Source organism: Enterobacter cloacae complex sp. HYC042_NIDB (genome assembly GCF_056673315.1).
The window spans coordinates 79,756-96,902 of record NZ_CP109650.1 but is presented as its reverse complement, the minus strand read 5'-3'; the positions used below and the strand labels follow the sequence as shown (position 1 = coordinate 96,902).

Here is a 17,147-nt window from a genome sequence, read left to right as displayed (position 1 = left end):
GTTACACCTTTTCCACGTTCACGAGGAAGGCCTTAAACTCCGGCGTCTGCGTGTTCGCATCACCGACGAACGGCGTCAGGGTGTTCGCAATGAACCCTTTCTTCGCCACGCCCTCATAACCCCAGTGAATTGGGATGCCGATGGTATCCACCTGCTGACCGTGAACGTTCAGCGTGCGAATACGCTTGGTCACCACCGCCTTGGCCTTGATGTAGCCGCGGTTAGAGGAGACCTTCACGGTATCGCCATGGGCAATGCCGAGCTTGTTCGCCAGCTTCTCGCCGATCTCCACAAACTGTTCCGGCTGCGCGATGGCGTTAAGCAGCGCGTGCTTGGTCCAGTAGTGGAAGTGCTCGGTCAGACGGTAAGTGGTGCCCACGTACGGGAACTTGTCTTTTTTACCCAGCGCTTCAAAGTCGCCCTTGAAGATACGCGCTGCCGGGTTAGAGACCACGTTCGGGTGCAGCGGGTTGGTGCCCAGCGGCGTCTCAAACGGCTCGTAATGTTCCGGGAACGGCCCTTCCGCCATCTTATCGATAGCAAATAGACGGCCCATCCCTTCAGGCTGCATGATAAACGGCCCAACGTCGCTGCCTGGTGCGGCAGTGCTGTAGTCCGGAATATCCACGCCGCCCCATTTCGCGCCGTCCCACTTCAGCAGCTGACGCTTCGGATCCCACGGGTTACCCTGCGGGTCAGCGGAGGCACGGTTATAGAGGATGCGGCGGTTCAGTGGCCACGCCCATGCCCAGCCCAGCGTATTGCCGAGGCCCGACGGGTCGGCGTTGTCGCGGTTGGCCATCTGGTTGCCTTTCGGCGTCCAGCTACCGGCAAAGATCCAGCAGCCGCTGGAGGTGGTACCGTCATCGCGCAGGTGGGCGAAGGTGCTGAGCTGGTCGCCTTTCTTCGCCAGAACCGCGCCGGTGGCCGGGTCGATAACGTCCGCCAGCGCCTTACCGTTGCTCTCCATGGCCACTTCTTCCGGCGCAGGATTTTCCGGCGTCGAGTAGTTCCAGGTCATGTTCAGCACCGGCTCAGGGTTCGCGCCGCCTTCTGCCGCATACATCTTACGCAAGCGTAAGAAGATGCCGGCCAGGATCTCGCCGTCGTTCATGGCGATGCCCGGGGCGTCCGCGCCTTTCCAGTGCCACTGCAGCCAGCGGCCGGAGTTGACGATAGAACCGTTCTCTTCCGCGAAGCAGGTGGACGGCAGGCGGAACACTTCGGTCTGAATCTTCGACGGATCGACGTCGTTCGACTCACCGTGGTTCTGCCAGAAGGTCGAGGTCTCGGTATTGAGCGGGTCAATCGTCACCAGGAACTTCAGCTTCGAGAGGGATTCAACAACCTTGTTCTTGTTCGGGAACGACGCCACCGGGTTAAAGCCCTGGCAGATATAGCCGTTGACCTGGCCCTGGTGCATCATCTCGAAGTACTGGAGAACGTCGTAACCTTTGTCCCACTTCGGCAGCCAGTCAAAGCCCCAGCTGTTTTCCGCCGTCGCTTTGTCGCCGTAGAAGGCTTTCATCAGCGAGACGAAGAACTTTGGATAGTTGCCCCAGTAGTTCACCTGGCCTTCGAGCAGCGGTTTTGGCGTGCTGGCCGTCAGGTAGGTCTGCAGGTCAGTCTGTTTCTCGCTCGGCAGGTTCATGTAACCCGTCAGGCTCTGAGACAGCAGGCCGAGGTCGGTCAAACCCTGGATGTTAGAGTGACCGCGCAGGGCGTTCACGCCGCCGCCTGCCATCCCCATGTTGCCGAGCAGCAGCTGCACCATTGCCATGGTACGGATGTTCTGGGCGCCGATGGAGTGCTGCGTCCAGCCGAGTGCATACAGGAACGACGCGGTTTTGTCCTTCGCGCTGGTTTCCGCAATCAGCTCGCAGACCTTCAGGAAGTCCGCCTTCGGCGTGCCGCAGATGTTCTCAACAACGTCCGGCGTGTAGCGGGAAACATGCTCTTTCAGCAGGTTCCATACGCAGCGCGGGTGTTGAAGAGTGGTGTCGCGCTTCGCAAAGCCTTTCTCATCCAGCTCGTAGTTCCAGCTGGTTTTGTCGTACTTGCGTTTTTCCGCGTCATAACCGCTGAACAGGCCATCTTCGAAGTGGTAATCCTCACGCACGATCAGGCTGGCGTTGGTATAGGCTTCGGTGTACTCGCGGTTATATTTTTCGTTGGTCATCAGGTACAGCAGTACGCCTGACAGGAAAGTGATGTCAGTACCTGAACGAATAGGGGTGTAGAAATCCGCCACTGACGCAGTACGCGTAAAGCGGGGATCGATCACAATCAGTTTCGCACCGTTGTGGATTTTGGCTTCCATCGCCCAGCGGAACCCGACAGGGTGCGCTTCAGCGGCGTTACCGCCCATCACCACAATGAGGTTGGCGTTCTTGATGTCGACCCAGTGGTTGGTCATCGCACCGCGACCAAATGTTGGAGCAAGACTTGCTACCGTTGGTCCGTGTCAGACACGCGCCTGGTTGTCGACCGCGAGCATACCGAGTGCGCGCGTAAATTTCTGGGTTAAATAGCCGGTTTCGTTGCTGGAGGCAGAAGCACACAGCATCCCGGTGGAGAGCCAGCGGTTGACCGTGACGCCGTCGGCGTTCTTCTCAATAAAGTTGGCATCGCGGTCTTCTTTAATATGTTTTGCGATGCGGTCAAACGCCTCTTCCCAGCTGATTTGCTGCCATTTATCGGAGCCAGGTGCGCGATATTCCGGGAATTTCAGACGGCTTTCGGAGTGGATAAAGTCCACCAGACCGGCCCCTTTCGGGCACAGCGCGCCGCGGTTGACCGGATGGTCCGGGTCGCCTTCGATATGGAAAATAGACGCTTTGGCGTTTTTCGCACCGTCGCCGAGGCTATACATCAACAGCCCACAGCCGACGGAGCAGTACGTACAGGTGTTACGGGTTTCGCGGGTGCGCAGCAGTTTGTACTGCCGCGTTTCCGCCAGCGCTACGCCGGGCGCAAAGCCCAGTGCCGCCGCCGTGGTGCCTGCCATACCGCCAGCGCAGATCTTAAAGAACTGCCTTCTGCTGACCTGCATGGGTCACTCCTTGTTCGACATTGCTTATATATGTAGTTTTAACTTCGCGGTTGAGAATTGACCGCAAAGGAGAAAAATTTGCGTTAATCCCTCATTTCTCCGAGGGATATCATCAGAATACCACAATGTCGGTATACCTGTTCCAACGGCGTTAATACAAAGTGAACGTATTATCACTGTGTTGATTATAAAGTGTGATACTGATCACACTATAAACTCTGCATGTTAAAGAGGTGTAGCGGGGGCCGGGTTGCACCTCTTCTTAATGAGTAGGACAATGAGTGTCGAAAAGTTGATCCATACTATGCGTACGGCCTGCGGTTTATGCTGCAATAGCAGGCCTACTTCCGTGGTTGTTCAGGAATACCGCTGTGTCTAAACAAAACCGTGCTACCCGCTCATCGCCACTGCCTGCGGGCATTGTGGAAATGTCGGTACGCAGACCGCCCCACATTACCCATGCCACACCCGATTTTCTGGCTGAAGAAGTGCCTGTTGCCCTCGTTTACAACGGTATTTCGCACGTGGTGATGATGGCCTCACCTAAAGATCTCGAACTGTTCGCCATCGGTTTTTCCCTTTCGGAAGGCATCATTGCGCACCCGCAGGAGATCTACGGCATGGACGTGGTTCAGGCGTGTAACGGTCTTGAAGTGCAAATCGAACTCTCCAGCCGCCGCTTTATGGGGCTGAAAGAGCGCCGCCGCGCGCTGGCCGGGCGTACCGGGTGCGGTGTCTGTGGTGTTGAGCAGCTTAATGATATTGGCAAGCCCGTTGCGCCACTGCCGTTTACCCAGACCTTCAATCTGGCGCATCTCGACCGTGCGCTGGAAAATCTCAACGATGTTCAGCCCATCGGCCAACTGAGCGGCTGCACGCACGCGGCGGCGTGGGTATTGCCGTCAGGAGATATTGCTGGAGGGCATGAGGACGTGGGCCGCCACGTCGCGCTCGACAAGCTATTAGGCCGTCGTGCGGGGGAAAGCGATCTCTGGCAGCAGGGCGCGGCGCTTGTTTCCAGCCGCGCCAGCTATGAGATGGTGCAGAAGTCCGCGATGTGCGGCGTGGAAATTCTGTTTGCGGTGTCGGCGGCAACCACGCTGGCGGTGGAGGTGGCGGAGCGCTGCAATCTGACGCTGGTGGGGTTCTGCAAGCCGGGCAGGGCGACAATTTATACCCATCCGCAGCGGTTAATGGTTGATCAGTAATTTTGAACGATAATAGCAAATCCTTCCGCTTTTAGTTGTTCAGGATGAGGGCTAGTATTTATCTCATCAAGGCACGGTGCCTTACCTAAACAACTTAATGAAAGGGTTTATATCATGAAAAGCATCAAAACTTTTGTCGCTGTAATCGCTCTGGCTGCTTCTTTCGGTTCTTTCGCTGCACAGACAGTGACCGCCTCTGCTTCCACCATTGATAGCGCAGAAGCGAAAATCGCGGCTCAGGCTCAGGAAGCGGGCGCGTCATCCTACAAAATTACCCAGGCGTTCACCGGTAACCGCGTACACATGACCGCTGAACTGAACAAATAATTTCGCTATACCGTCGAAAGAGCGCCCCTGGGGCGCTTTTTTAGTTTATACCCGCCAGACGCAGCAGCGCCGTCACCACCGCCGCCGCGACGATCACCACAATTAACGGCATTTTTCGCCATGCCAGGAACACCGCGAACCCCACACCCAGCACGCGCGCCATACCCGCAAAATGTTCCCCTTCATAAAACGTGGTCGCCAGCGCGACGGAGAACAGCAAAACGGTAGCCGCATCGGAAAGCAGCGCCTGCGAACTTTCAGAAAGCGCCAGCCGGTTGCCCAGCTTTGCCCCCCCGAGACGCATCAGGTAGGTTCCGGCAGAAAGAATGGCGATGCCGAGAATAAAAAACGTCATATTTCCCATTATTTTTTCCTCGCAGCGAGACCGAGTAACGAGAGCAGAACCGGTAAACTCACCGGGGCAAACGGCACGGCAGCCAGTGATAGCGCGGCACCGCTGCAGGCGCGGATCAGCGTGGTACGGTTTTTAAACGCGGGTACCACTAACGCCAGCAGGATCGCCGGAAACACCGCGTCCAGCCCGATGGTCTCCGGGTCCGGCAGCAGTTTACCGACCATGGCACCCAGCAGCGCCCCCACCGGCCAGATAATCGCCACGCCTAAACCGCACAGCCAGTAGGCCGCTTTACGCTGCTCGGGCGTTTTTTGCGACAGGCCAAACACCACGCTTTCATCGTTCATGATGTGACAGCCGAGATAGCTCAAACCCCGTTTGCCCACCAGTTCACGCACCGTCACGCCAAACGGCACATGGCGCGCGTTGACCAGCAAACCGGCGGCCGCTGCCGCCAGCGGGTTACCTCCGCTTGCCACAATGCCGATAAACATAAACTCGGATGCGCCCGCCAGCACCGTGAGGGAAAGCACAAACGGCACCCACAGCGGAAAACCGTAGGCCATCGCCAGGGAGCCGTAAGACATGCCGACCACGCCTACCGCGAGGCAGACCAAAATTATCGCTTTTATCGTGTCGCCTTTCAGGCAAGAGAGGGGATTCTTCATATCATTTTAGCCATATCGAACGTATTTCCATTATAATGAACGCATCAAAATCGTTTTACAAGATGAACGAATCGTTCGTTATAGAGAAAAAGAGGCCGTTTTTATGACGCAGCCAATCAGCGTGATTGCCAAAAGCCTGGTGCGGGAACGCCTGCGAACCGGGCTGTCACTGGCGGAAATTGCCCGCCGTGCCGGGATCGCCAAATCTACGCTTTCTCAGCTGGAGTCTGGCAACGGCAATCCTAGCCTGGAAACGCTCTGGTCGCTTTGCGTGGCGCTGGATATCCCGTTTGCCCGGTTACTGGAGCCGCAGCAGCCCGTCACGCAGGTGATCCGCCGCGGCGAGGGCACCAAGGTGGTTGCCGGGCAGGCAAACTACGAGGCGATTTTGCTGGCGGCGTGTCCGCCAGGGGCGCGTCGTGATATCTATCTGCTGCTGACGCAGCCGGGCGCAGACCGTATTTCCCAGCCGCATCCGCCGGGGTCGGTTGAGCATATTATCGTGACCCAGGGGCGGGCGATGGTCGGCCTGATCGACGCGGCGGAAGAACTCGGCCCGGGCGATTACATTTGCTACCCTGCCGATCAGCCGCATATCTTTAAGGCGCTGGAGCCAGACACCCACGCCCTTCTGGTGGCGGAACAAAATTAACGAAGATACGGAAAATCATGTCGCTCAAAGCCATTGCTAAAGAATTGGGGCTGTCCGTCACTACCGTCAGCCGCGCCCTCAACGGGTATGACGATGTTTCTGCTGAGACGCGCGCCCGCGTGGAGGCGGAGGCCCAGCGCCGTGGTTACCGACCTAATACGTTTGCGCGCCGCCTGAAGATGGGCAAAATCGATGCCGTCGGCCTCGTTTTTCCCGTGCATCCTGTTCCGCTTAATAACAGCGTTTTTATGGACATGGTCGGCGAAATTAGCCACGAACTGGCGCGACATGAGATCGACCTGCTGCTCATCGCCGACGATGATCTGGCGGATAAGCACAGCTATATGCGCATGGTGCAAAGCCGCCGCGTGGATGCGCTGATTGTGGCCCACACGCTCGATCGCGATCCGCGACTTGAACAGCTGCAGGCCGTCGGTTTCCCTTTTCTGGCGCTTGGCCGCAGCCAGCTACCGCAGCCGTACGCATGGTTCGACTTTGACAACTATGCTGGCACGTACCAGGCCACCCGCTGGCTGATTGAGAAAGGCCATCAGCGCATCGCCCTGCTGGGCGAAAGCAATAATCAGGCATTCATCACCCAGCGGCGACAGGGCTACCTGGACGCGCTGCGGGAAGCCGGGCTCTCCAGCGAATGGCTGCGCGCTATGCCCCCTTCGCGCCGCGTGGGGTATGCCACCACGAAAGAACTTCTCTCCCTGCCGCAGCCCCCCACGGGCATCATTACCGACTGCAACACCCACGGCGACGGCGCGGCGATGGCGCTGGCGGAACTGGGCCGCCTGACAGGCGAGAACGCCGTTGCGCTGGTGGTTTATGACGGACTTCCGCAGGACAGCATCGTTGATGCTGACGTGGCGGCAGTGATCCAGTCCACTCGTCAGGGCGTCGGGAAACAGATTGCCGATATGGTGCGCCAGCTGATTAACGGCGACGACGTCGAACGGCTCCAGGTGCTCTGGCAGCCCGAATTCTTCCCGGGCCAGACGGCCTAAACCGCGTAAATTTCCAAACCCGATCACAGATCCGAAACGTTTTGGTTTGTATCCGAAACGTTTCGGATCAACACTCAAGACATCCCGACGACAGGAGATGTCTGATGCAAGATGCCATTTTACGACTCGAAAGCACCACGGTTGACGTGGTGATAAAAACCCAACCGTTCGCCGAAATTCTCTACTGGGGGCCACACCTTCAGCACTTTTCGCCGCAGAACGTCGCTACACTGGCGCGGCCGGTGGCAAACGGCAGGCTGGATGTGGACTCCCCGGTAACGCTGATGGCCGAGCTGGGGCACGGGCTGTTTGGCTCGCCCGGTATTGAGGGGCATCGCCAGGGGCTGGACGGTTCTCCGGTGTTTAAAACCACGCAGGTGCAGCAGGACGTAAACACCCTGACGATAACCGCCGAAGATGGATGCGCGGGCCTGCGTCTGACCAGCGAGCTGACGCTGGAGGCCAGCGGCGTGCTGGTGGTGCGCCATGGAGTAACCAACCTGAAAGCGCTGGCGTGGCAGGTGGACCGATTCGCCGTCACGCTGCCGGTGGCCGAGCGCGCGCAGGAGGTAATGGCCTTTCACGGACGCTGGATCAGAGAATTTCAGCCGCACCGCGTCACGCTTGAACACGACAGCTTTGTCATTGAAAACCGTCGGGGTAAAACGTCCCACGAACATTTCCCGGCGCTGATCGCCGGTACGCCATCGTTCAGCGAAATGCAGGGCGACGTCTGGGGCGTGCATCTGGGCTGGAGCGGCAACCACCGCCTGCGCGCCGAAGCGAAAACCGATGGTCGCCGTTATATACAGGCAGAAGCGCTTTACCTGCCGGGTGAAATGGCGATTGAAGAGGGCGAAACGCTCTGGACGCCGCGCCTGTATGCCAGTTATTCCCCGCACGGGCTGAACGGCATGAGCCAGCAGTTCCACCGCTACCTGCGCGACAGCATCATCCGCTTCCCGGAAAACAAACCGCGCCCGGTACACCTCAATACCTGGGAGGGGATCTACTTCAGCCACGATCCGGAGTACATCATGCGCATGGCCGACGAGGCCGCCGCGCTGGGTGTGGAGCGCTTTATCATTGACGACGGCTGGTTCAAAGGCCGCAACGACGACCATGCCGCGCTGGGCGACTGGTACCTGGATGAGAAAAAATACCCGAACGGCCTGACGCCGGTAATCAGTCACGTTAAACGGCTCGGCATGGAATTTGGCATCTGGATCGAGCCGGAGATGATTAACCCGGATTCCGATCTCTATCGCGCGCATCCTGACTGGGTGCTGGCGCTGCCGGGCTATCCCCAGGCGACCGGACGACACCAGCTGGTGCTCAATCTCAACATCCCGCAGGCCTTTGATTATCTCGTGGAGCGCATGAGCTGGCTGCTGGGCGAGCATGCGGTTGACTATGTGAAATGGGACATGAACCGCGAGCTGGTGCAGCCCGGGCACAACGGTAAAGCCGCCGCCGACGCGCAGACCCGCCAGTTTTACCACCTGCTGGATGTGCTGGGCGAGCGTTTTCCGCACATTGAATTTGAATCCTGCTCCTCCGGCGGGGGGCGAATCGATTATGAAGTGCTGACCCGCAGCCATCGCTTCTGGGCTTCCGACAACAACGACGCGCTGGAGCGCAACACGATCCAGCGCGGTATGAGCTATTTCTTCCCGCCGGAAGTGATGGGGGCGCATATCGGTCATCATAAATGTCACGCCACCTTCCGCCAGCACAGCATCGCTTTCCGTGGGCTGACGGCGCTGTTTGGGCATATGGGGCTGGAGTTGGATCCGCTCACCGTGGATGCGCAGGAGCGTGAGGGCTATCGCCATTATGCCGCACTGTATAAGCGGTGGCGCGAGGTGATTCATCGCGGTACCCAGTGGCGCGTGGACATGCCGGATGCCACCACGCTGGCGCAGGGTATAGTGAGTGAAGACAAAGCGCAGGGGCTGTTTATGGTCAGCCAGCTCGCGATGCCGGATTACACCCTGATGATGCCGCTGCGCATGCCGGGGTTAGACGCCAGCGCGCAGTACCGCATCACGCTGCTGGATCACCCGAACATTCAGATCACGGGCGAGGGCGGGCACACCATGCGCAAGCTGCCAGCGTGGATGGAAGCCCCGCAAACGGCAAGCGGCGAATGGCTGATGCGGGCGGGTATTGCGCTGCCGATTCTGGATCCGGAAACCGCCATTCTGATTGGCGTGGAACGCGTGTAAAGGTGACGGGCCGGGCAACCGGCCCTCCGTTGAGGATAAAAATAATGAACACAACAACCTGTACCCACAAAGACAACCCTAACTTCTGGATCTTCGGGCTGTTCTTCTTTCTCTACTTCTTCATCATGGCCACCTGCTTTCCGTTCCTGCCGATTTGGCTGTCGGACATCATTGGCCTGAATAAAACCCATACCGGGATTGTCTTCTCCTGCATCTCGCTGTCGGCCATCGCGTTCCAGCCGGTGCTGGGCGTCATTTCGGACAAGCTGGGGCTGAAAAAACACCTGCTGTGGATCATCTCGGTGCTGCTGTTTCTGTTCGCGCCGTTTTTCCTGTACGTCTTCGCGCCACTGTTGAAAACCAATATCTGGCTGGGCGCGCTGAGCGGCGGGCTGTATATCGGCTTTGTTTTTTCAGCCGGATCCGGGGCCATTGAGGCCTACATTGAACGCGTGAGCCGCAACAGCCTCTTTGAATATGGTAAGGCGCGCATGTTTGGCTGCCTCGGCTGGGGGCTGTGCGCCTCAACGGGCGGCATCCTGTTCGGCATCGATCCGTCGTATGTTTTCTGGATGGGATCGGCGGCGGCACTTTTGCTGATGCTGTTGCTGGTGGTCGCGAAACCAAAGCCCAACCAGACGGCGCAGGTGATGAACGCCCTGGGCGCGAACCAGCCGCAGATCACCGCTAAAACCGTGTTCAACCTGTTCCGCCAGCGCAGAATGTGGATGTTCATCCTGTACGTGATTGGCGTGGCCTGCGTGTATGACGTTTTCGACCAGCAGTTTGCCACCTTCTTTAAAACCTTCTTCGCCACGCCGCAGGAAGGGACCCGTGCCTTTGGTTTTGCCACCACGGCGGGGGAGATTTGTAACGCCATCATCATGTTCTGCTCGCCGTGGATCATTAACCGCATCGGCGCGAAGAACACGTTGCTGATTGCCGGGGTGATTATGGCGACGCGCATTATCGGCTCGTCGTTTGCCACCACCGCCGTGGAGGTCATCGCCCTCAAGATGCTGCACGCCCTGGAAGTCCCGTTCCTGCTGGTGGGGGCATTCAAATACATTACCGGAGTGTTTGATACGCGCCTGTCGGCCACCATCTACCTGATTGGTTTTCAGTTTGCCAAACAGTCGGCAGCGATTTTCCTCTCCGCCTTTGCCGGAAATATGTATGACCGGATCGGCTTTCAGGAGACGTATCTGATGCTGGGCTGTTTCGTGCTGGCGATTACGGTGGTATCGGCGTTTACGCTGAGCAGCAGGCGGGAGATTGCTGCCACCACAGGGGCGGCAGCGTTAACGCATCACTCCAGGTAAAACACCTCTTTCAGCCCGGCGCTCACCGGGCTGTTATCCGGGTTCGACGGCATGACGTCAGCCATATATTTCCACCAGCGCTGGCACACGTCGTTATTCGCCACCGCGTTCCAGCGCTCCTCCGACTCAATCTCCACCGTCGCAAACAGCAGGTTGCGTGCTTTATCGAGGTAAATGGCATAGTGGTGTGCGCCGTGGTCTTTCAACACCGCTTCCAGTTCGGGCCAGATCGGATTGTGGCGACGCGCGTACTCCTCGTGCGCGTCCGGGTTTATCTGCATCACAAACGCTTTGCGGATCATAATGCCTCCAGGTACAGCTCGCGGACCTCGTCGCGGCTGGCGGTGCGTGGGTTACACGGCGCACACGGATCGGCGAGGGCTTTATCCAGCCAGCTTTCGATATCGGCTTTGGTGACGCCGAGCTGGCTGAAGCCTGACGGAATGCCGACGCGGGCGCTCAGGTCGCGAATCGCCTGAATGGCGGACATGCTGGCGGCTTCATCGCTCATCCCGCGGGTATCGACGCCCATTGCCTGCGCCACACGGGCAAAACGCGCGACCGCGTTCGGGCGGTTAAAGTTTTCGATGATCGGCAGCAGGATGGCGTTGCACACGCCATGCGGCAGGTTGTGCGTTGCGCCCGGCTGGTGCGCCAGAGCATGTACCAGCCCCAGCCCGGCGCTGTTAAACGCCATACCTGCCAGGTACTGACCAAACGCCATCTGCTCGCGCGCTTCCAGGTTATGACCGTCGTCGACTGCTTTCGGCAGCCAGAGGCTGATCAGGCGAATCGCTTCCAGCGCGTTAGCATCGGTCAGCGGGTGCGCGCCAACGGACACATAGGCTTCAATGGCGTGCGTTAACGCATCCATACCGGTCGCGGCGGTCACGGAGGCCGGAATATCAAGCATCACGCTGGCATCGTCCACGGCAATATCCGGGATGATGTTCGGGTCGATAATCACCTCTTTCACCTGACGCGCGGAGTCGATGATCACCGCGTTGCTGGTCATCTCTGCCGCGGTGCCTGCGGTAGTGTTGATCGCCACCAGCGGCACGCCTGCGTTTTTCACCTTGCCGACGCCGGAATAATCGGTTGATGGACCCGGGTTGGCGGTGAGGATTTTAATCGCCTTGGCGGTATCAATCGGGCTGCCGCCGCCAAAGGCGATGATGTAATCACACTCCGCGTCCCGGTAAGCCGCAAATCCTTTTTGCACCAGCGCTTCCGTCGGGTTCGGAAACACCTCATCGAACAGGTGATATGACATTTGATGGGCGTCCAGCGCGGTAAACAGGCTGTCGAGCAGGCCCAGTTTCACCAGTTGGCCGTCGGTGACAACCAGCGCTTTGCCCCACTGCCTGGTCGCTACCAGGTTGACCATATCGCCGATTGCACCCGCGCCATGCAGGCTAATTTTGGGAAGTGCCAACATAAAGCTCATGATAATTCTCCTTAACTATCGCCTGTGGCGTTACGCGTATAAATCCAGGGCCGACTGCATCGGGGTAACGCCAAAACGTTTGCCCAGCGCGATCAGCTCTTCCCGGGTGATGGTCTGCTTCATGCCGCCCATGGAATAGACCTTCACCAGCACCTCCGCGGATTTCTCGGCGGTGTCGATCAGGCCAAAGGTTTCATCCAGCGTCGGACCGCTGCCGAAGACGCCGTGGAACGGCCACAGCACCAGGGCGTGCTTTTGCATATCCGTCGCGGTCGCCTGACCGATTTCATCGGTACCCGGCACCATCCACGGCAGAATACCGACACCGTCCGGGAACACCACCAGGCATTCGGTACTGCCTTCCCACAGCTTGCGGGTAAAGAAATCAGAATTATTTTCCAGCACGTAGGTCAGGGCGATCAGGTTAGTGGCGTGGCAGTGCATGATGACGCGGTCTTTGCCGTCAGTCGCCTTGATGCGCTCGCAGTGGGAGAGGAAGTGCGCCGGCAGTTCAGAGGTCGGCACCGCGTCGTCCGTTAGCCCCCACAGAATGTGGTATCCCGCGCCGTCGCTGTCTACCCTCACGACACCGAGATTGGCTTCCGGGTCCAGTTGAACGTTACGGAAGAACTTCCCGGAACCGGTAACGATAAACGGCGTGTTGGCGAGCAGCGGCATCGGCTGACTCAGGGCAATATAGCGCGGCTTCTGGTGAAAATCGGCGGCGTACGGCTCGATGTCTGCATCGTCCAGGCGCAGCGTGAGGTTGCCGCCGTTGCGCTCGTCCCAGCCCTTCAGCCAGGCGTCGGAGGTGGCTTTGATCATGCCCTGGACGAACCAGGAGGTGGTGATGGTCTGCATACAGTGTTTCCTTTGAAAATGCCGGGTGGCGTTACGCTTACCCGGCCTGCTTTTACCTGTAGGCCCGGCAAGCAACGCGCCGCCGGGCGATATTTTTTACTGACGAGCGGCGAGCACGTCTTTCTCATACGCCCGCACGTTGTCCAGCCACTGGCTGCCCGCAGGCGCATCGTGACGCTGGCAGTACATCTCCCACACCGCCGGCCACGGCAGGGATTTCTGCTCCTCCAGCAGCGCCAGGCGCGCGGTGTAATCGCCGCTCTCTTCCAGCTGTTTCAGCGCGGCGGTTGGCTCCAGCAGGGCACGCAGCAGGGCTTTCTTCATGTTACGGGTGCCGATAACCCATGCCGCGATGCGGTTGATGGAGGCGTCGAAGAAGTCGAGCCCGATGTGCACGCGGTCAAACAGATCGTGGCGGATGATTTCGCTGGCAATCGCCTGGGTTTCGTCGTCCAGCAGGACCACGTGGTCGCTGTCCCAGCGCACCGGACGGCTGACGTGCAGCAGCAGGCGCGGCACGTAGAGCATGGCGGCGGAGATTTTGTCGGAGATGACTTCCGTTGGGTGGAAGTGGCCAGCATCCAGGCACAGCGCGGTCTGGCGGCTGGTGGCGTAACCCATGTAGAACTCGTTTGAGCCCACGGTGTAGCTCTCTGCGCCAATGCCGAACAGCTTGCTCTCCACCGCGTCGATATGGTGCGCCGGATCGAGCTTCTCGCTGATGGCTTCATCCAGCGCGGCCAGCAGGCGCTGACGTGGCGCCAGTCGGTCTACGGTGATGTCCTTCATGCCATCCGGGATCCAGATATTCATCACCGACGGCGTGCCAAGCTGCTCGCCGAAATACGCCGAGACGCGGCGGCTGGCCTTCACGTGGTCGATCCAGAACTGCCGGATTTCGTCGTTGGCGTGTGCAAGGGTAAACCCGTCTGCGCTCAGCGGGTGCGAGAAGCAGGACGGGTTAAAATCCAGTCCCAGCCGGTTGGCCTTTGCCCACTCCACCCAGTTCTTAAAGTGTTCCTGTTTGATTTCGTTACGCGCGACCGGTGCGTCGGATTCGAGATAAATCGCGTGCAGGTTCAGGCGTTTTGGCCCTGGGATGAGGCTCAGCGCCAGCTCCAGATCCGCACGCAGTTCGGTGGCGTTGCGCGCTTTGCCCGGGTAGTTACCCGTTGCCTGAATGCCACCCGTCAGGGAACCGCCCGGATCCTCGAAGCCGGCAACGTCATCACCCTGCCAGCAGTGCATGGAGACGGGCAGACGGTCGAGCTGGCGCAGCGCCTCTTCGACATCCACGCCGACGGCGGCGAAACGCTGTTTAGCCAGGTCCCAGGCTTGTTCAAGTTGAGTGGTCATGCGCAAAGCTCCTTAGTCAGTCGTTTTTGCTGAAACTGCGCCCGGTAGCGGGCAATGTCATGGCAGGGATTGGGGGTGAAGGTGGTCAGGCTGTTATTCGCCGTCACCACCGAACGGAAATCGTCGACGTTTGATAGTTCGTCCAGCGTCATCAACTGAATGCCAATGTTGCCGAGCGTGGAAGCCTCTACGGGACCTGCCACCACGGTAATGCCACAGGCATCGGCGCAGAGCTGGTTCAGCAACTGGTTCTGGCAGCCGCCGCCCACGATGTGCAGCTGGCTGAACGGTTTACCGCGAAGGTCAGCCAGTTCGCTCAGGATGTCGGCATAGAGCAGGGCGAGGCTGTCAAAAATACAGCGCGCCAGCTCGGCGGGGCGGGAAGGTACCGGCTGCCCCGCGTCAAAACAGGCGGCCTGGATCTCAGTGCTCATGTGCACCGGGTTAATAAAGCGGTCGTCGTTCGGGTTAATCAGAAAGGTGCAGGCCTTCAGCTTTTCGGTTTCCGCGATAAGCGCGGGCAGGTCGGTGACGTTCTGCTCTTTCAGCACCCGCTGGAGCAGCCACAGGCCCATGATGTTCTTCAGCACGCGGTAGCGTCCTTCGGCACCGCCTTCGTTGGTGATATTGGCGGCCAGCGCGGCGTCGCTGGTGTAAGGCGTTTTACTCTCAAAACCCATCAGCGACCAGGTGCCGGAGGAGAGATAGGCCGCGTCTTTGCTGGCGAGCGGCGAGGCAATGACCGCGCTTGCGGTGTCGTGACTGGCGACGGCGACAACGGGAATTTCATTCCCCTGCGGGCAAATCCACTGGCCGATGACATTGCCCGGATGGGTTGGCGCGCCGAACCAGGACGGCGAGGCGCCCGTCCATGCCAGCAGGTGTTCATCCCAGTTATCGGTGTTGATATTGACCAGCTGCGTGGTGGTGGCGTTGGTGTATTCCCAGTTCATGTTGCCGGTCAGACGATAGCTTAAGTAGTCCGGGATCAGCAGCGCATGCGCCACCTTTTCAACCAGCTCTGGCTGTTGCTCAACCATCGCCCGCAGCTGATACAGCGTGTTAAACGGCAGAAACTGAATGCCGCTGCGACCATAGATGTTCTCTTTGCCAAGCTGCGCGATGGCGTGCGCCATCAGCCCATCGGTGCGGCTGTCGCGGTAGGAGACGGGCAGGCCAACGCGTTCGCCGTGACTGTCCAGCAGCACGTAATCCACGCCCCAGGTATCAATGCCGATACTGTCGATGCGGATACCGTTTTCGCAGACGTTGTGAAGTCCGGTGCGGATCTCCGCTTCCAGCGCATCGATATCCCAGGTCACAAAACCGTCCTGTTTTTGCAGAAAATTGGCGAAACGGTGCATTTCGCGAAGCGTAAGGGTGTGCTGGTCACAGTCCCAGGTGGCGAGCATTACACGGCCGCTGGATGCGCCTAAATCGACAGCCACACAATGGCGAAAAGTCATGGTCGGGTCCTTTCTTAAGTCATTAGCGATGAGTGTAAGAAAGGGAAGAAATAGCCACCTTCTCGCCACTGACAGCCCAAATCTCGCGCTGGCAAGAAAGCAAAGGTGAACGTGAGGGAGTTCACAGTTTCCAGTAATGGCGGGGTTTGCAGGCAGTGTGACGCTGACCGCATTTCCCGATCTTTCCGCCTGTTTCTTGAAAAACCGGCAGCTTTTGCGCGGTTTACTGTCAAAAATTTAAGGTGAGCGTGGAGGGCCTTAATTACTATTTTGAGAACTTTTCTCATTGGTGGGGGCCGTTATGACCGTACTGCACAGCGTCGATTTTTTTCCTTCGGGGGCTTCTCCCGTCGCGATTGAGCCACGGCTTCCTCAGGCTGCGTTCCCGGAGCATCATCATGATTTTCATGAGATTGTGATTGTTGAGCACGGAACGGGCATCCACGTGTTCAACGGTCAGCCGTATACCATCAGCGGCGGTACGGTGTGCTTCGTGCGCGACCACGACAGACACCTTTATGAACATACCGACAACCTGTGTCTGACCAACGTGCTCTATCGTTCCCCGGACGCGTTCCAGTTTCTCTCCGGGTTGAATCAGCTGTTGCCGCAGGAGAAGGACGGCCACTACCCGTCGCACTGGCGGGTGAATCAATCCACGTTACAGCAGGTGCGTCAGCTGGTGAGCCAGATGGAGCAGAGCGAGGACGGGCAGGAGACGCACGCGATTGCCACCCGCGAGCTGCTGTTTATGCAGCTGCTGGTGCTGCTGCGCCGCAGCAGCTTGGTGGAAGGGATGGAAAATAATGACGCACGGCTGAACCAGCTTATGGCCTGGCTGGAAGATAATTTCGCTGAAGATGTCTGCTGGGAAACGCTGGCGGACGACTTTTCGCTCTCGTTGCGCACGCTGCATCGTCAGCTCAAGCAGCATACCGGGCTCACGCCGCAGCGTTACCTTAACCGTCTGCGCCTGATCAAAGCGCGTCACCTTTTACGGCATACCGACGAAAGCGTTACAGAAATTGCTTATCGCTGCGGTTTCGGCGACAGTAACCACTTTTCGACGCTATTTCGCCGGGAATTTAGCTGGTCGCCGCGCGATATTCGTCAGGGGAAAGACGCGTTGCTTCAGTAACGCGAGGGCAGTCACCGTTTTCAGGCCGCAAAAAAGCTAATAATGCCCGGTTAT

The 17,147-nt window shown here is 58.6% G+C and carries 15 protein-coding genes; 7 read left to right on the top strand and 8 right to left on the bottom strand.

Features of this window, described 5'->3' with window-relative positions; translation table 11 throughout:
• Position 1 precedes the first annotated feature (1 nt).
• On the bottom strand, positions 2–3,052 hold the full coding sequence (gene fdnG / locus OKF39_RS00445) for a formate dehydrogenase-N subunit alpha (protein WP_100171272.1): 3,051 nt from the start codon (positions 3,050–3,052) through the stop codon (positions 2–4).
• A gap of 371 nt (positions 3,053–3,423) precedes the next feature.
• Between fdnG and fdhD the strand changes: the two genes are divergently transcribed.
• The gene (fdhD, locus tag OKF39_RS00440; RefSeq protein WP_047366787.1) at positions 3,424–4,260 is read left to right on the top strand and encodes a formate dehydrogenase accessory sulfurtransferase FdhD; all 837 of its coding nucleotides are present in this window, start codon (positions 3,424–3,426) and stop codon (positions 4,258–4,260) included.
• A 114-nt stretch (positions 4,261–4,374) separates the two neighbouring features.
• Entirely contained in the window at positions 4,375–4,587 is a 213-nt protein-coding gene (locus OKF39_RS00435; RefSeq protein WP_041911778.1) for a YdgH/BhsA/McbA family protein, read from the top strand.
• A gap of 40 nt (positions 4,588–4,627) precedes the next feature.
• On the opposite strand, the gene OKF39_RS00430 is transcribed toward OKF39_RS00435, so the two are convergent.
• Entirely contained in the window at positions 4,628–4,951 is a 324-nt protein-coding gene (locus OKF39_RS00430) for an AzlD domain-containing protein (RefSeq protein ID WP_479983391.1), read from the bottom strand.
• Positions 4,951–5,610: an AzlC family ABC transporter permease gene (locus tag OKF39_RS00425; protein ID WP_479983390.1), complete on the bottom strand. Its 660-nt coding sequence runs from the start codon at positions 5,608–5,610 to the stop codon at positions 4,951–4,953. Before OKF39_RS00425 ends, OKF39_RS00430 begins: the two co-directional genes overlap by 1 nt.
• 103 nt (positions 5,611–5,713) lie before the next feature.
• On the opposite strand from OKF39_RS00425, the gene OKF39_RS00420 reads away from it, so the two are divergent.
• The 4 genes from OKF39_RS00420 to OKF39_RS00405 all read left to right on the top strand — a co-directional run bounded on the left by OKF39_RS00420 (position 5,714) and on the right by OKF39_RS00405 (position 10,825).
• On the top strand, positions 5,714–6,262 hold the full coding sequence (locus OKF39_RS00420; RefSeq protein ID WP_003861973.1) for a helix-turn-helix domain-containing protein: 549 nt from the start codon (positions 5,714–5,716) through the stop codon (positions 6,260–6,262).
• A gap of 17 nt (positions 6,263–6,279) precedes the next feature.
• On the top strand, positions 6,280–7,275 hold the full coding sequence (locus OKF39_RS00415) for a LacI family DNA-binding transcriptional regulator (RefSeq protein ID WP_479983389.1): 996 nt from the start codon (positions 6,280–6,282) through the stop codon (positions 7,273–7,275).
• A gap of 104 nt (positions 7,276–7,379) precedes the next feature.
• Entirely contained in the window at positions 7,380–9,503 is a 2,124-nt protein-coding gene (locus OKF39_RS00410; protein WP_479983388.1) for an alpha-galactosidase, read from the top strand.
• 44 nt (positions 9,504–9,547) lie between these two features.
• The gene (locus tag OKF39_RS00405; RefSeq protein ID WP_059357403.1) at positions 9,548–10,825 is read left to right on the top strand and encodes an MFS transporter; all 1,278 of its coding nucleotides are present in this window, start codon (positions 9,548–9,550) and stop codon (positions 10,823–10,825) included.
• Here the strand turns inward: OKF39_RS00405 and rhaM are convergent.
• The 5 genes from rhaM to rhaB all read right to left on the bottom strand — a co-directional run bounded on the left by rhaM (position 10,813) and on the right by rhaB (position 15,955).
• A complete protein-coding gene (gene rhaM / locus OKF39_RS00400; RefSeq protein ID WP_479983387.1) occupies positions 10,813–11,127 on the bottom strand; it encodes an L-rhamnose mutarotase in 315 nt (104 codons plus the stop codon). The genes OKF39_RS00405 and rhaM overlap by 13 nt on opposite strands.
• Entirely contained in the window at positions 11,124–12,272 is a 1,149-nt protein-coding gene (gene fucO, locus OKF39_RS00395) for a lactaldehyde reductase (protein ID WP_479983386.1), read from the bottom strand. The genes rhaM and fucO overlap by 4 nt, the downstream gene beginning before the upstream one ends.
• A gap of 30 nt (positions 12,273–12,302) precedes the next feature.
• Positions 12,303–13,133: a rhamnulose-1-phosphate aldolase gene (gene rhaD / locus OKF39_RS00390; RefSeq protein WP_045260243.1), complete on the bottom strand. Its 831-nt coding sequence runs from the start codon at positions 13,131–13,133 to the stop codon at positions 12,303–12,305.
• Between the two features lie 96 nt (positions 13,134–13,229).
• Positions 13,230–14,489 (bottom strand): L-rhamnose isomerase, encoded by a 1,260-nt coding sequence (gene rhaA, locus OKF39_RS00385; protein WP_479983385.1) that lies wholly within the window; start codon positions 14,487–14,489, stop codon positions 13,230–13,232.
• Positions 14,486–15,955, bottom strand: coding sequence for a rhamnulokinase (gene rhaB / locus OKF39_RS00380; protein WP_479983384.1), 1,470 nt, complete (start codon positions 15,953–15,955; stop codon positions 14,486–14,488). Before rhaB ends, rhaA begins: the two co-directional genes overlap by 4 nt.
• A 301-nt stretch (positions 15,956–16,256) precedes the next feature.
• Here rhaB and rhaS point away from each other — a divergent pair, with 301 nt between their 5' ends.
• On the top strand, positions 16,257–17,093 hold the full coding sequence (rhaS, locus tag OKF39_RS00375) for an HTH-type transcriptional activator RhaS (RefSeq protein WP_479983383.1): 837 nt from the start codon (positions 16,257–16,259) through the stop codon (positions 17,091–17,093).
• Positions 17,094–17,147: the final 54 nt, after the last annotated feature.